At 65.8% G+C, this 14004-nt stretch carries 9 protein-coding genes and 1 tRNA gene; 7 read left to right on the forward strand and 3 right to left on the reverse strand.

The features are described from left to right. The first annotated feature begins 103 nt into the window (after positions 1-103). Entirely contained in the window at positions 104-769 is a 666-nt protein-coding gene (locus tag AC5RW2_RS08685; RefSeq protein WP_493962921.1) for a M48 family metallopeptidase, read from the forward strand. Here AC5RW2_RS08685 and AC5RW2_RS08690 read toward each other — a convergent pair. Then, positions 766-2193 (reverse strand): zinc-dependent metalloprotease, encoded by a 1428-nt coding sequence (locus AC5RW2_RS08690; RefSeq protein ID WP_493949731.1) that lies wholly within the window; start codon positions 2191-2193, stop codon positions 766-768. The genes AC5RW2_RS08685 and AC5RW2_RS08690 overlap by 4 nt on opposite strands. Before the next feature lie 387 nt (positions 2194-2580). Here AC5RW2_RS08690 and AC5RW2_RS08695 point away from each other — a divergent pair, with 387 nt between their 5' ends. The 4 genes from AC5RW2_RS08695 to AC5RW2_RS08710 all read left to right on the forward strand — a co-directional run bounded on the left by AC5RW2_RS08695 (position 2581) and on the right by AC5RW2_RS08710 (position 8185). Further along, positions 2581-3603 carry a YlbL family protein gene (locus tag AC5RW2_RS08695; protein WP_493962920.1) on the forward strand — a complete coding sequence of 341 codons (1023 nt, stop codon included), beginning with the start codon at positions 2581-2583 and terminating at the stop codon, positions 3601-3603. 193 nt (positions 3604-3796) lie between these two features. Beyond that, positions 3797-6796: a UPF0182 family membrane protein gene (locus tag AC5RW2_RS08700; RefSeq protein ID WP_493962919.1), complete on the forward strand. Its 3000-nt coding sequence runs from the start codon at positions 3797-3799 to the stop codon at positions 6794-6796. Between the two features lie 45 nt (positions 6797-6841). Then, positions 6842-6915 (forward strand) — tRNA-Met (locus AC5RW2_RS08705). A 157-nt stretch (positions 6916-7072) separates the two neighbouring features. Next, complete coding sequence (locus tag AC5RW2_RS08710; protein WP_493962918.1) at positions 7073-8185, forward strand: hypothetical protein; 1113 nt, start codon at positions 7073-7075, stop codon at positions 8183-8185. 70 nt (positions 8186-8255) lie between these two features. Here the strand turns inward: AC5RW2_RS08710 and AC5RW2_RS08715 are convergent, their stop codons facing one another. Together AC5RW2_RS08715 and AC5RW2_RS08720 are read right to left on the reverse strand one after the other, a co-directional pair. Then, entirely contained in the window at positions 8256-9023 is a 768-nt protein-coding gene (locus AC5RW2_RS08715) for a PspA/IM30 family protein (protein WP_493962917.1), read from the reverse strand. A 76-nt stretch (positions 9024-9099) separates the two neighbouring features. Next, a complete protein-coding gene (locus tag AC5RW2_RS08720) occupies positions 9100-11172 on the reverse strand; it encodes a TPM domain-containing protein (RefSeq protein WP_493962916.1) in 2073 nt (690 codons plus the stop codon). Positions 11173-11506: 334 nt separating this feature from the next. Between AC5RW2_RS08720 and AC5RW2_RS08725 the strand changes: the two genes are divergently transcribed. Both AC5RW2_RS08725 and AC5RW2_RS08730 read left to right on the forward strand, forming a co-directional pair. Continuing rightward, positions 11507-13024, forward strand: a complete 1518-nt coding sequence (locus AC5RW2_RS08725) for a S1C family serine protease (protein ID WP_493962915.1) — start codon at positions 11507-11509, stop codon at positions 13022-13024. Positions 13025-13176: 152 nt separating this feature from the next. Next, positions 13177-13992 carry an electron transfer flavoprotein subunit beta/FixA family protein gene (locus tag AC5RW2_RS08730; RefSeq protein WP_493962914.1) on the forward strand — a complete coding sequence of 272 codons (816 nt, stop codon included), beginning with the start codon at positions 13177-13179 and terminating at the stop codon, positions 13990-13992. The last annotated feature ends 12 nt before the right edge of the window (positions 13993-14004 follow it).

Raw genomic sequence — 14004 nt, forward strand, 5'->3', positions numbered from 1 at the left:
ATGCTGGCACGCCGCCGGCCGGTGCCGGATGGTTATCCACAGAAAACGGGGCAGCGGCGATGGGTGGATGCGGGCGGTCCGAGCCACCCGGTAACCTCGACGCATGTCCCGAGCAGAGCAGACGCAGAAATCCCGCGGTTCAGTGGCACCGTCGCGGCCGGTGCCGCTGGTGGCAGGCACCGGAGAGAGCGTGCCGTTGACCACAGCCAGCGGTGCCCCCGTGGTTGTCAAACGCTCCGCGCGCCGGCGCCGGACGGTCTCGGCCGCGTGGCGGGACGGGGCTGCCGTGATCTCCATTCCCGGCCACTTTACGAAGGCGCAGGAACAGGAGTGGGTGCGGCGGATGCTGGCCAAGCTCGAAACCCGCAGCGCACGTCCGGCAGGCCGCACCGCAACCAACGACACCGAGCTGGCCCGGCGCGCGGCCGAGCTGTCGGAGCGCTACTTGGCAGGCAACGCCGTGCCGGAAAGCATCCGCTGGGTGTCCAACCAGAACGACCGCTGGGGGTCGGCAACACCGGCCCGGGGCACCATCCGCATTTCCGACAAGATCAAAGAGATGCCCGCCTGGGTGGTGGACTATGTGATCCTGCACGAGCTGGCGCATCTGTTGGAGGCTGGGCACGGGCCGCGTTTTTGGCGGCTGCTGCAGCCCTACCCGCAGCTGGAACGGGCCAAGGCCTTCCTCTCAGGCGCAGCCTTTGCCATGGGCCGCGGCCTGCAGGACGACGACGACGTGGTGGACGGAGCCGACGAAAGCGAAGGCTAGCTGCGGTCTCCGTTTCCGGAGTCGTCCGAACCGCCCTCTGCTGAACCGTTGTCGTCCCCGTTGGGGCCTGCGTCCGGGGAACTGCCATCGTCCGGCTGCCCGTCGAATCCGCCGCTCAAGAGTTTCTGCAGCGCCTCGTCGACTTCGGCCTCGGAGGCGTCGAGCAGTTTCCGGCGGGCGCTGAAGCCAGCCGGATCGTCCAGGTCCTCGGGTGTGGGCAACAGGTCGGGGTGGTTCCAGACGTCGTCGCGCCCCTCGATCCCGCGTTCCTCTTTCAGGGCCGCCCAGAGGGCCGCAGCGTCGCGCAACCGGCGAGGCCGCAGTTCCAAGCCGACCAAGGCAGCGAACGCGTGCTCAGCCGGGCCACCGGTGGCGCGGCGCCTCCGGACCGTTTCGCGCAGCGCCGGGGCAGACGGCAGGTTGGCCGCCGCGCTGGCGGTGAGTTCATCCACCCAGCCCTCGACCAACGCGAGGGCTGTTTCCAGCTTGATCAGCGCGGCATCCTGCTCCGGGGTGCGCTGCGGCATGAAAACACCCTGCGAGAGCGCCTGCTGCATAGATTCGGGGTTGCTGGGATCGATGTTGCGGGCGACTTCTTCGATCCGCCCCATATCGATGTGGATGCCGCGCGCATAGCTTTCGATCGCACCCAGCAGATAGCCGGACAGCCAGGGCACGTGCGTGAACAACCTGGTGTGGGCCGCCTCGCGGATGGCCAGGAAGAGCAGTACATCCTGCGCAGGAATGTCCAGGCCTTCGCCAAAGGACTTGACGTTGGCCGGCAGCAAAGCCATCTTTCCCTCCACCAGCGGAACGCCGATGTCGCTGGAACTGACCACGTCCTTGGCCAGAGCGCCGACAGCCTGCCCCAACTGCATGCCGAACATCGCACCGCCCAGGTTCTGCAGCATGGAATGCGCCCCGCCGAGCATCTGCTTCATCTCTTCCGGTACCTGCTCGGTGAGAGCAGAGGTCAGCGCGAACGCGATGCTGTTGGCAACCGGCTCCGTCAGCCGCTTCCAGGTGGGCAACGTAGCCTCGACCCATTCAGCTCGGGACCATGCGCGGCCAATGACACCCGTACCGGGAATTGTTGTGGCGGGGTCAAGCCACATCTCGGCCAAGCGGAGCGCTTCGTCAATAGCCCGGGTCTGCTGCGCGGATACCGACGGGTCGCTGTCCGAAGCCGCCACCTTACGGGCGTTTTCATGCGCCAGTTTCCAGTTGACCGGCCCTTCAGATGGGGCGTTCATCATGGCTTGGACCTGCTGGAACATCTGGGCCAGGGCGTTGGGATCGGAGGGCAGTCCTGCGGCCTTCGCCATGGCTGCGGGATCTATGTCCCCTGCCTGACCGCCGAAAAGCCGCGCGAACATCTCCGAGAGCGGATCCTGCGCGTCGTCATCTGGCTGCTTGGGGGTCATCACTACCACCGGTCCTCAAGGGGTTGGAACGGGCACGGGCCGCAGCGGCTGCCGGAGGGGAGGCGGCGGGGGACTGTGCCCGGGATGTTGCGTCACTCCCACGTTACCGGCAGGCGGGATTCCTTGTCGCGCCGGAGGTCATGCAGTTCGCTCTAGGCCGAGCAGGCCTGGCACCGCCAATGCCAGGCCGACGGCGTACGCTAGAGCAGGCGCCACCGGCGCCAACAGGCGGCCGTACCGTCTGCGTCGACCCGAAGAGCTGCAGAGGGAAAACATCAGGTGACACAGTCCACCAGCAACGGCACTGAGCCCGGCGCATCCGGCTGGGCGGGCGGTGGTGCAGGCCCGCAGCCGGCGCCGCGGCCCAGGGACCGCAGGGGACCGGTCATGGCGGCCGCTGCAGTCGTGGCCGTTGTGACCGGGGCGGTAGGACTGGCGCTGCCGGCCGGATACGTCATCGAAACGCCGGGGCCGGCGATCAACACCATCGGCGAAGTCTCCGGAACGCCGCTCATCGAGGTTCCGGACCACCAGACGTATAAAACTTCCGGCGCCCTGGATCTCACAACGGTGTATGTGGAGGGCGGACCCAACTCGCACGTCAACATGCTGCAGGTCCTGGCCGCCTGGGCGAACCCGCAGCGCAGCGTCGCGCCCACCGACCTGGTCTATCCGCCTAACGTGACGCAAAACGATATTCAACAGCAGAACGCTGCGTTGATGGCGTCGTCGCAGGAGTCTTCAGTCGCGGCGGCTTTGACTCAGCTGGATGTGAAGTACTCGCAGACGCTGTCGGTAGCCGACTTCACCCCGGACGCCGCGGCAGCCGGGAAGCTGGAGTCGCGGGACACCATACGGACGGTCAACGGCCGGCCGGTCACCGGCATCGACGTGCTGCGCGAAGAGCTTAATGCCAGTGAGGGTGCGCCGGTGGAACTGGGCATTACCCGCGACGGTCGGCAGGAAACCGTTGACGTCGCTCCCAAGGCCAACGGCGACGGCGTGTACCAGTTGGGCGTCCTGCTGGGGACTGAATTCGACTTCCCGTTCAAAGTGAAGATCCAACTGGACAACGTGGGCGGCCCCAGCGCCGGCATGATGTTTGCACTGGGCATCATCGACACCCTGACCCCAGGGGAGATGACCGGCGGCAAGCACTTTGCCGGAACCGGCACCATCGACGCCGACGGCACCGTCGGACCGATCGGCGGCATCCGGCAGAAAATGTTGGGCGCGGCAGAAGCCGGGGCTACCGTGTTCCTGGCGCCGGAGGCCAACTGCGCTGAGGTTGCCGGCCATGTTCCGGACGGCCTGCAGGTGGTTTCGGTGGCTACCTTGGACGACGCCGTCCACGCCGTGACGCTGGTCGGTGAAGGCGGGGACGCCTCATCCTTGCCTGGCTGCAGCTGATTCCTTTCAGCTGGGGCGGTCACATTCAGGCAACAGTAACGGCTTGGCCGCCGCAGCGGTTCGCCCGCGCCGGTGCTGACAAGGCAGAATGGGGCAGGAACCCTCCGAGACGTCCGTTCGTGGTACTAGGGGGTGTTTCCCCGGCAGCGGCGGGTTCGTCGCGATGCTCAACACGCAAATAACGAGGTAACGAGTGACGTTCGGACAAGACCGGTCCTACAGCGACCGGCCAACACCGCCCAGCAATTCTGGCAAGAAGCGCTCCGCACTGGTACCCACCCTGATTGTGGTGGCTGTTCTGGTGGTCGGCTTCGTCTTCTTCTCCCAGATCTACGCAGACATCCTCTGGTACAACCAGCTGGGCTATCTGGAAGTCTTTCTCAAAGAAAACGGCACTCGGATCGCCATCTTCCTGATTGCCTTCCTGATCATGGGCCTTGCCGTCTACTTCAGCCTCCGGGTGGCGTATCGGTCGCGCCCGGTGTACGCGCCGGACAGCTCACTGCAGGACAATCTGAACCGGTACCAGCAGCAGCTGGAACCGGTGCGCCGCCTATTGATGGTGGGCATCCCGGTGGTGCTCGCCGGTTTCGCCGGCACCGCCGCCGCAACGGCATGGCAAACCGTGCTGCTGTTCTTCAACCAGCAGCCGTTCGGCCAGGCCGATCCGCAGTTCGGTCTGGACTACAGCTTCTACATGAACACGCTGCCGTTCCTGGGTTTCATCAACGGCTTCTTGATCAGCGTGGTGCTGATCGCCGGCATTGCCGGGCTGCTGACTCACTACCTTTACGGTGGCATCCGGCTGGAGGACAAGGGCTTTTTCGCCTCGACGGCTGCCAAAATCCACGTGGCTGTTTTCGCCGCGCTTTTCCTGATCCTGCAGGGCATCAATTACTGGCTCGACCGATACGCCACGGTGCAGTCCGACGCCGGGAAGTGGACCGGGGCGCTGTACACGGACGTCCATGCGGTGATTCCTACCAAGGCCATCCTGGCCGTCGCCGCAATACTGGTGGCCATCCTGTTCATCGTTTCCGCGTTCGTCGGACGCTGGCGCCTGCCGATCGTCGGCACCGCGATGCTCATCGTGACGGCGATTCTGGCTGGCGGCGTCTACCCGTGGATCGTGCAGCGTTTCCAGGTGGAACCCAACGAACAGAAGGTTGAAGCCGACTACATTCAACGGAATATCGCGCTGACGCAACTGGCCTATGGGCTGGACAAGATTGAGTCCACCAACTACAAGGCAACGTTGGAGGCTGAAGCCGGTGCGCTCCGCAAGGATGCGGAGACCACGGCGAACATTCGCCTGCTGGACCCGAACCTGGTCTCCGATGCGTTTGCCCAGTTGGAACAGTTCCGGCAGTACTACCAGTTCGATAAGACCCTCAACGTGGACCGCTACAAGATCGACGGCGAGGTGCAGGACACCGTCATTGCCGTGCGTGAGCTGAATACCGCGGGCGTGCCGGCCGGCTGGGTCAACGAGCACCTGCTCTACACGCACGGCTACGGGGTGGTGGCAGCCGCCGGCTCCAGGGTCGAACCCGACGGGAAACCCTCCTTCCTGCTCTCGGGCATCCCGACCCAGGGGAAGCTGGCCAACGACTCCAGCTATGAGCCGAGGATTTATTTCGGCGAAAAGTCGCCGGACTATTCGATCGTGGGCGCGCCCAAGGGCAGCAACCCGATCGAGATCGACAGGCCGCAGAGCGCCAACGCCGAAACGGACACCCGGAATACTTTCGACGGCGACGGCGGTCCGCGCATCGGCAATTGGTTCAACCGCTTGGTTTACGCCTTGAAGTTCCAGTCCACCGACCTGATGGTTTCCGATGCCGTCAACTCCGAGTCCCAGATCCTCTACGACCGCAATCCCCGCGAACGTGTCGAGAAGGTGGCTCCCTACCTGACCGTGGACGGCAACGCCTATCCGGCGATCGTGGACGGCAGGGTGAAATGGATCGTCGACGCGTACACCACCAGCAAGGCTTTTCCGTACTCGACGCCGCAGCAGCTGGAATCAGCAACGACCGATTCGACCACCAGGGAAGGCGCCACGGTCGCCCTGCCCGCCGAGGACGTCAACTACATCCGCAACTCCGTCAAGGCAACTGTCGACGCCTACGATGGGTCGGTGGACTTGTACGCTTGGGATGACCACGATCCGCTGCTCAAGGCTTGGGAGAAAGTCTTCCCGACCACGATCAAGCCGTACAGCGAAATGTCGGCCGACCTGATGGCCCACGTTCGCTACCCTGAGGACCTCTTCAAAGTGCAGCGTGAGCTGCTCACCCGCTACCATGTGACCGACGTCGGCCAGTTCTACGAGAACTCGGACGCGTGGAGCGTCCCCGCGGACCCGACCTTGGGCGAGGGTTCGTCGGTGAAGCAGCCGCCGTATTACCTGTCACTGAAGATGCCCAATCAGGACCAGGCCTCGTTCTCCTTGACCACTCCGTTCATTCCATTCACGCCGCCGGGCCAGCCGGCCCGGAACGTGCTGTACGGATTCCTGTCCGTCAACGCCGATGCCGGCACCGGTAAGGCTGGAGAGAAGGCGGAAGACTACGGCACCATGCGGCTGCTTGAAATGCCGCGGGACATCACGGTGCCAGGTCCCGGCCAGGCACAGAACCTGTTCAACTCGGACACCGAAGTGTCGCAGGCGCTGAACCTGCTGCGCCAGGGTGCCTCCGAAGTGATCAACGGAAACTTGCTCAGCCTGCCGGTCGGCGGCGGCATGTTGTACGTGCAGCCGGTCTACGTCCAGTCCTCGGGCGCCTCCTCCTACCCGATCCTGCGCCGCGTGCTGGTCAGCTTCGGCGAGTCGGTGGGCTTCGCTCCGACGCTCTCCGAAGCATTGGACCAGGTCTTCCAGGGCGATTCGGGTGCCACCACCGGCGACCAAGGCAACGTCGGTGAGACACCGTCAACGCCGGCGGCTCCGACCACGACCACGTCCGAGGAAAAGCTGCAGACAGCGCTGCAGACGGCCCGTACTGCAATCCAGGACGGACAAGCAGCGTTGGCCAAGGGTGACTTCGCAGCCTACGGCGAAGCGCAGAAGCGCTTGCAGAAGGCGCTCCAGGATGCGATCGACGCCGAAGGGGCCATCTCCGGAGCCACCCAGGAGGGCGCCGGCGGCTCCACCGCGCAGCCGTCGCCCCAGGCAACCGAGGGCAAATGACCGATTTGCTTCACCATCCCGCGGCCGGTAATGTATTCACTGCGCCGCGGGGTGGAGCAGTTCGGTAGCTCGCTGGGCTCATAACCCAGAGGTCAGAGGTTCAAATCCTCTCCCCGCAACGAGAAGTGAGAGCCCCGTCCGATGTCACATCGGGCGGGGCTTTCGCATGCTCGGGTCCACTGCGCGGAACCCCGGGCCTACACGGCGTGGACCACGGGCGGATAGAATGGTTTCACCCGTTTCCGATTTTCCCCTGGAAAGATCGCTGTTTATCCCATGCTTGAATCAGTGCCCAGCTATGCCCTCGCCGCCGGAGTAGCAGCCTTATTCAATCCATGCAGCCTGCTGTTCTTACCGGTATGGCTCGCCATGGTCGCCGCCCGTGCCTCAGGCAGCCCAACGTCAGCAGGTTTGCGCTGGTCTGCCGCGGCGGCGCTGGCCCTGGCTGGCGGCTACGCTGTCTCGTTCTCGGTGGCGCTGATGGCCACCGGCGGCCAAGCGTCCGCGGCGGCCGCCTTGGCTTATGTCTCCGCCGGGACAGGGATGCTGATCGTGCTGCTGGCATCCTTCCTGGTCGCCGGCGGCCGTGTGCCGCTGTTGCAGGCGGCGTCACCGCTTGGCGGAATAAGCATCCGGCTCGGCGGCCTCGTTGTCGCCGGGGCCGTGACCGGACTGGCTTCGTTGGCGCCGCAACTTCCGGAACTGCTGGCGGAAATGGAAGGAGAGCTGGGAACCGGTGTGGGAGCCGCCGGTGTGGAGATCGCCGCGTACCTCCTCGGCCTGCTCGCCGGGTTCGGCCTTCTCTGTGCCGCCGCGTCATGGCTGGGGAGTGCTGCCGGGCGTCGGTGGCCCGCCAGTGGAACCGTAGTGGACAAGGCGCAAGGGTACCTGCTCCTGCTTGCCGGGCTGGGCACGGCCTACTACGCCTTCTTCGCCGCGCGGGACGCCGCAGGGACCAAGGTCGAAGACCGCCTGATCGACGCCGCTCACGGCGTCCACGGGTTGCTGATAGACGTGCTGGAGGCCATCCCGGTGTGGCTGATCCCGGCTGCCTATGCAGCGCTGACAGGCTGGCTCCTGCTGCGTAAGCCGCGGCCCAGAAGCGAAGAAGAGTCTTCGAGCGGCACCGCTGCTGTCCCGGTCGCTGCCGCGTTGTCAGCCGCAAGGCCTGCGCCGGCGTCCTCGGTGCGTCCCCGCCGGCGTCCGCTGCCGGAGCGGGACGGGGGAGAGGCAGCGTTGCGGGAGCCGAAGACCGGCCCGCTGGAGACAGAGGGGCACCGGCCGCGGCATTTCAATCCGAAGGCGCTCCGCCGCGCCCGGTATGTCCCGGCCCGGCCTAGGCGCGGCGCCAGCCACCGCTTCCTCCGGGCCGTAAAGCCTCGACGCTAAAGGACATGGCTCCGGCCGCACCTTCCCCAGGTGCGGCCGGAGCCCTTCAACGTGCCTCGGTCGGATGGGGTCAGTAGGTTTCCGAGGTGGCTTCCTTGCCGGCCTCCAGCGACGAGGGCGCCGTGCTGCTACCGGCCTTCAGGGCGGCCAGCCTTGCCTCCACTTCGGTTTGTTCGCCGAGGTCTTCCAGGCTTTCGAACTGGGCATCCAGGCTGGAGGCAGCAAGTTCGGCCTGGCCACGGACCCTCGCTTCTTCGCGGCGGATCTTTTCCTCGAAGCGGCCGACTTCGCTGGTGGGGTCCAGAACGTCGATGCTCTTGATAGCGTCGTGCACCTGTGTCTGGGCCTGCACGGTCTTGGAACGGGCAATCAGTTCGTCGCGCTTGTTCTGCAACTCATTGAGCTTGCCCTTCATCTGGTTGAGGCCATGCTTGAGCTTTTCGACGATCTCGGTCTGTGACGCGATGGTCGGCTCGGCGCCCTTGGCTTCGTTCTCGGAGGAAATCTGCCGCTGGATCGCTACCTTGGCGAGGTTGTCGAATTTCTCGGCATCAGCCGACTGTCCCGAGGAACGGTATTCGTCGGCCTTCCGGCTGGCAGCCAACGCCTTGTTGCCCCAGCTGTTGGCGTTCTCAAGGTCCTGGTTGTAGTCGTCCTGCAGCATTCGCAGGTTGCCGATGGTCTGTGCGACGGCGCTTTCGGCTTCGGCGATGTTGTTCGTGTAGTCGCGGACCATCTGGTCCAGCATTTTCTGCGGATCCTCGGCCTGATCGATCAATGAGTTGATGTTTGCCTTGGCCAGCTGGGCGATGCGGCCGAAAATGGAGTGCTTTACCACGATGATGCCTTTCGATCTGGGTTACTCGGACTGTTTGCCTTCCAAGCAGCCGGTGTGGCTGCCCAGTCTGTCTGCTCTAGAAGTTGCCGCCGGCCCCGCCTCCGTCACCGAAGCCACCGAATCCGCCGCCGAAGCCGCCTCCGTCTCCGAAGCCGCCGAATCCGCCGCCGCCGAAGACGTCGCCGCCTCCGCCGCCGAAGATTCCGCCGCCGCCCTGCGAGCCGTGGCCGCCGTGCAGAATGGAATCGATCAGGATGCCGCCGAGGATCGCGCCGCCCAAACCGCCGCCCCGGCCCCCGAACATCCCGCCCCCGCCGAAGCCGCCCATGCCGCCGAAACCGTCCACGTCCTGTTGGGCCATTTGGCTGGCCTGTTGGGCCAGGGCATTGGCCTGCCGGGCGTAATTGAGGGCCTGCTCCGGATCGGAGTCCGCGATCGCCAGCGCATGGTCGAGGTTCCGTTCGGCCTCGGCCAGCCGCGTTCGGGCCTCGCTGCGGACCCCGCCGCGGCGGGCCTGGATGTAATCGGAGGTGCCGGAGATCTGGGCCTGCGCCGACATGATGGCGTGCTGCAGGGCCTCCCGGGCACGCCGGTTGCGGTCCTGAGCGTCCCGGATACCCGAGAGCGAGGCATCCAGCAGCGCCACCGCCTCCTCAAGCCGTTGCACCATCATGATCGGATCGATGCGTCCTCCGGCGACTTGCTGCTGGACCGAGGACAGCGCTGCCTCCAAGCCGGCCACCGGCCCGGCCAGCTCGGGATGCTGCCCGGAGGCCATGATGGCTTTGGCCTGGGCGATGTCCTGGGCAGCATCGGAGACGGTCCGTTCCATGCTGGTGCGGGCGTCGTCGAGGTCCTTGGCCGTCTTGGCGATGGCTTCCAGCAGGATGTTGGCCTGGTGCAGGCTTTCCTCGGCGGCACGCACAGCGATCACGGCGGCGCTGCGGTCTCCCTCGTCCAGCTTGCCCTGGGCGGTGTTGGCCGCGTTCTCGACGAAATCCAGCCGCTCTCCGGCCTGGTCGATGTTATCCGCGACCTGCTGGAGCGCACTGTCTGCATAGCGGGCGCGTAGCTGCTGTAGCCGCGCCGCGCCGTCGTCCAGCCGGCCGCGGGTTTCCTGCGCAGCAGCGCGTGCCTGCTCAAGTGCCTGCGGCGCTGTCTTTTCCAGCTCCCGCAGTGCGTCGAAGTCTTCCTTGTGCGCCTGCAGGGAATCGTTGACCGCTTCACAGCGGCGGATGATGTCGCCCAGCCAGGCCCGCTGCTCCTCTTCGGTATCTGGAATATGGTCGTCGAGCTGCTGCTGCAGCTTGAACGACTCCATCATGTGGGACTTGGCCGCCGCGATGTCCTCGCGGAACGGCTGCACTGCTTCATCGCCGTACTGCGCCATGGCGAAGCCCAGTTCCTGCTCGCTGGATTTGATCGCGTCATCCGCGGCCACCAGCAAGCTTCCGGCCTTCTTCCGCAGGTCCGCCACGGACATGGCGTCATGCGGATCGATGGGACGGCCGTCGGTGCCGGCCATCAGCTGCGGCTGCCGGCGGAGGTTCTTCTTCCGCTTGGACCGGGTGTACAGCAGCGCCGCAGCACCGCCCACCACTACCACGCCGCCGATCAGCAGCATTGGGGCCAGCGAGACACCGCCGCCTCCACCGGATTTGACCGATCCGTCGCCGCCGGTGGCAGCGTCCTTGACGGCAGCCACCGTGGTGAGGGCTGCGTCCGCCCACTGGTCTTGGCTCAGCGCGGGCAGGGCCGACCGGAAGATGTTCTGGTCCTTGGAAACCACCGGGTTGCCTTCAGCCGATTGGAAGTACGCCTCTCGGGTATCCACGGCGACAGCGAGCATGCTGTCGGTGGACCCCATCGAGTTCAGCTTCGACGTGTCCAGCACCCACTGCTTGCGGTCGGTCGGATCGCTGAAATCGTCCACGTATACGATGTAGACGCTCAGGCCTTCGGACTGCTGCAATTCACGGACGGCATCCTCGACTTCGCCGGTCCGGGCACCCAGCACACCGGCCTGGTCCGCCACAAACTCACCTGGCGGAAAGTCGACCGGAGGCACGGCGTGCGCCAGTGCAGCCGGCGCAAGGAAGACTGCGGTCAGGCCGGCTATGGCCGCCAGACGCCTGAACGGTGAACGCATAAAGGTCCCTTCGGCAAACGCAAACTGGGGCCGTGGTGCCCCGGCTCGTCAGCATGGTTCCACCCCGAACGGGGAGGCTCCGCCATTGTGATTCTATGGTCCTGTATTTGGCACAGTCCACCGACGCCCTCCGCCTGCGGCGAACGCGGCAGCCGCCGGTGCACCAAAACGGAGGGGCTGCGTGCTGCGCTCCACCGGTAGGCGGCGCCCTGCGACGGGGGTGCGCGCCGCCGTCGCACGCATCCGGCTGCTTCCCAGAAACCTTTCAGGAAACGTGCGACGTTATCCCAGCGATGCCGTGCATAGTGGACTGCAGACCAAGAAAGGACCTGCCATGACTGAGAATAACCAGGAACCGGAGCAGCGGCCGGCGCGGCCAGTACCGCCGCAGCCGCAGAATCCGCCGGCCTTCGGAGCCGGGAAGCAGCAGTCCGCTGCCAACGACACCGAGCAGTTCAGTTCACCGGCACCTGATGCAGGCCGGCAGGTCCCGGCACAGGAACAGACGCAGGCGCAGACGGCCCCGACGCTTCAGTACGGCCAGTACTCGCCGGGTACTTTTGGCCAGTACGCCTACGGCCACGACGCGTCTTCCAGCCACGGCGGCTACGGCAGCCACGGCTACGGGACAACTCCCGGCTCTGGCGGCGGGCAGCAGACCACGGTCAGCACCAAGAAGCGTTTCGGCACCGGGACGCTGATTGCCGGCATGCTGCTTGCGGGTCTGGCCGGCGGCGGCGTGGCAGTGGGGTCGCAGGCCCTGGCTGATGGTTCTGCCGGCACCTCGATGACCGGCAGCGCGCCCAAGCAGTTGATCGTGAACAACACCGACTCGGTCAACGAAATCACCGCGGCCGCGGCAAAAGCCTCGCCCAGCGTAGTGACGATCTCGGTGGCCAGCGGCAATACCGGCGGTTCCGGATCCGGCATCATCCTGGATACCGAGGGCCACATCCTCACCAACACGCATGTGGTGACGCTGGGCGGCCAAACGTCCAACCCCGGCGTCGAGGTACGCACCAGCGACGGCAAGGTGCACAAGGCCAAGGTGGTGGGCACCGACCCGCTTTCGGACCTGGCCGTGATCAAGATCAACGCCGAAGGCCTCACGCCGGCGACGTTCGGCGACTCCGAAAAACTGAATGTCGGCGACACCACCATCGCCATCGGCGCGCCGCTGGGCCTGGCGGGCACCGTCACCGACGGGATCGTGTCCACGTTGAGCCGGACCATCAGCGTCTCCTCCTCTGCGGTTCCGGAAAATTCCGGCGACAGCGCCCAGCCCAGTCCGGGCGACCAGTTCAACTTCCAGTTCCCCGGCGAGAAGCAGTCTGCGAACCAGGGCAGTATCTTCCTGAACGTGATCCAGACCGACGCGGCCATTAACCACGGCAACTCCGGCGGCGCACTGGTGAACACGAAAGGTGAGGTCATCGGCGTCAACGTGGCCATCGCGTCCGCCAGCCAGGACAGCGGCAGCATCGGCGTCGGCTTCTCCATCCCCAGCAACTACGCACAGCGGGTTGCCCAGGAACTGATCCAGGACGGGTCGGCCAGCCACGGCATGCTCGGCGTCTCGGTCACCGCGAAGGCCTCCGGAAACTCCTCCGGCAACACGCAGTTCTCAGTCGGCGCCGACGTGGTCGAAGTGGTGGAGGGTTCTCCCGCGGAGAAGGCCGGGCTGCAGAAGGGCGATGTGATCACCGGAGTGGAAAACCGCGTCATCGGCGACAGCCAGTCCTTGACCGCCGCTATCCGCGAGCATGCCGCCGGCAGCACCGTGCAGGTCACCTATCTCCGTGGCGGCGAGACGCATACCGCCGACGTGACCTTGGGCGAAGGCAAAGCCTGACCTCAACAGTTCCCGCGACGCGCTTGCGGCCCTGCCACTGACGGCAGGGCCGCAAGTGTTTACCGACGCGGCGTTCCCGGTAAGGTTAGGGTGTTTGCAGCGACCCGCAACACCCGCGCGGGCCGTGGACGGCGGAAGGAAGTTCAGCGAGGATGCAAAAAGCAGCAGGCACAGCCTTGAACATCGTGGTGCTGGTCAAATACGTACCGGACGCCCAGTTCGACCGCCACCTGACCGGCGATCCGGCAACGGTGGACCGGTCCGAGAGCATCCTGTCCGAACTGGACGAATACGCCATTGAATCCGCCCTGCAGTTGGCGGAGGAGCGGGGCGGGCCGAAGGCGGGCAACCGGATCATTGCGCTGACTATGGGCCCGGCAGCAGCAGCCACTGCCGTGAAGAAAGCCCTGCAGATCGGCGCCACCGAAGGCCTGCATGTGAACGACGACGCGCTGGCCGGCTCCGACGCCACCGGAACCTCGCTGGTCCTGGCGGCGGCCATCCGCAGCCTCGGCGACGTCGACCTGGTGCTCACCGGCATGGCGTCCACCGACGGCGAGACCTCGCTGGTTCCGGCGCAGTTGGCCGAACGCCTGGGCCTGCCGCAGCTGACCTTTGCCGCCAGCCTGGAGGTGGACGGGACCACGGTCCGTGCCCGCCGCGACGGGGACACCCATGCCGACAGCCTCGAAGCCGAACTTCCGGCGCTGGTGTCCGTCACCGACCAGATCAACGAACCGCGCTACCCGAACTTCAAGGGCATCATCGCGGCCAAGAAAAAGACGGTTGCCACCGTGACGCTGGCGGATCTGGGCATCCAGCCCTCCGAGGTCGGCACCGCCGGCGCCTGGACAGCCGTCCGGGCGGCTGAAGCGCGCCCGCCGAGATCGCAGGGAACCATCATCAACGATGAGGGCGACGCCGGCATCCGCCTGGTGGACTTCCTGGCCGCCCAAAACCTGCTCTAGTCCGCCACGGAA

Source organism: Arthrobacter sp. B0316-1-20 (assembly GCF_059091865.1).